Source organism: Thalassotalea sp. G20_0, assembly GCF_017744175.1.
GTDB lineage: Bacteria > Pseudomonadota > Gammaproteobacteria > Pseudomonadales > Endozoicomonadaceae > Endozoicomonas.
The window spans coordinates 1-1,177 of sequence record NZ_JAGHQV010000230.1 but is presented as its reverse complement, the minus strand read 5'-3'; the positions used below and the strand labels follow the sequence as shown (position 1 = coordinate 1,177).

The following is a 1,177-nucleotide window of genomic DNA, read 5'->3' as shown; positions in this document are numbered from 1 at the left end:
CTTCAATGCTCACACCACTTCTAAAAGGAGCCTGAAGAAAACCACGGTCCGCATTGGTGGCTGCTCCCCAGCGAACTGCATCCAGAAATGCTTCCAGCTTTTCTGCATCATCAATGCCGGTAATGGTAGGCAAGCCTGCTCGTTCTATTATGTGAGCTCCTGGCTCTATCTCCCACAGCACCTCCAACTCTTCCCCCAAGCCGTCTTCTTCTATGGAGTTAAGGCTGACCATATGTTGCTTTGTACCGGGTGAAATATGCATTTCAGAAGCATTCACATCAGCAACAATCCATTGACGACGGCGCACTTCTACAAGCTGCCCAGGTTCGGGAGGGGCATAAATATTCATTTGACCAGTCATGGTTTTCCCATGTTCAGAAGATTGAGCCGTAGGCGACCCAAGTGGTGAGAATGAGTTGATACGCTACCGCTCTGGAATTTATGGCAGGTAATCACATGATGCTTGTGAGTCAGCTGCGTTAGGTGGCGTATCTCCATAAGCCAGTGTGGTAAGGCATAGAGTGTACTGTTTTTCCTGTCACTGCGGCTATTGGATCTGATTGACACAGAGCATGCATACTGGCACTTGCTTGAGGTGTGATACTGACTTAAACAGACAAAGAGTAGTACTATGGCTTACCAATGAGTTCCACCGTAGATATGGACATCCCTTCATGTACCTCGAAGCCCAACAGCCACAAACTCTCAGTGATTATGAGTTGACTATTGACCTTAATGTACTGGACCACCTTGGTATAAATTTGTACAGCAATGTTGCTGCTGTGCTGACAGAGGCGGTGGCCAATGCGTGGGATGCAGATGCAGGAAGGGTTGAGATTCGTTTTGATAAAACAAGCGACAGTATCAGTATCGCTGATGACGGCGTTGGGATGTCTGTACTGGATGTGAACGATAAATATCTAAAGGTTGGATACCGAAGAAGGGAGAGCGGAGAAGCCAAAACCCCCAAAGGCCGAGATGTTATGGGACGGAAGGGACTCGGAAAGCTTTCTCTGTTTTCTATTGCAGAAACCGTTGAGGTTACTTCCTGCAAGGATGGCAAGCCGCACGGCTTCAGAATGTCTATCCCTGAAATCAAGAAAGCCATAGATGCTGGAGAAAGCGGCTATTCTCCTGAACCTCTGGAAAAAATGGATCTCTTCTCTCTACCGAAGGG

General features: G+C 47.7%; 1 protein-coding gene and 1 pseudogene. One reads left to right on the top strand and one right to left on the bottom strand.

Annotation, left to right across the window (positions count from 1 at the left end; all coding sequences use genetic code 11):
- A pseudogene (locus tag J7438_RS25710) lies at window positions 1-349 on the bottom strand (DISARM system SNF2-like helicase DrmD); the annotation flags it as partial.
- Window positions 350-674: 325 nt separating this feature from the next.
- Between J7438_RS25710 and J7438_RS25705 the strand changes: the two are divergent.
- Window positions 675-1,177, top strand: a 503-nt coding sequence (locus J7438_RS25705; RefSeq protein WP_209278881.1) for an ATP-binding protein, incomplete at its 3' end; no start/stop codon positions are given.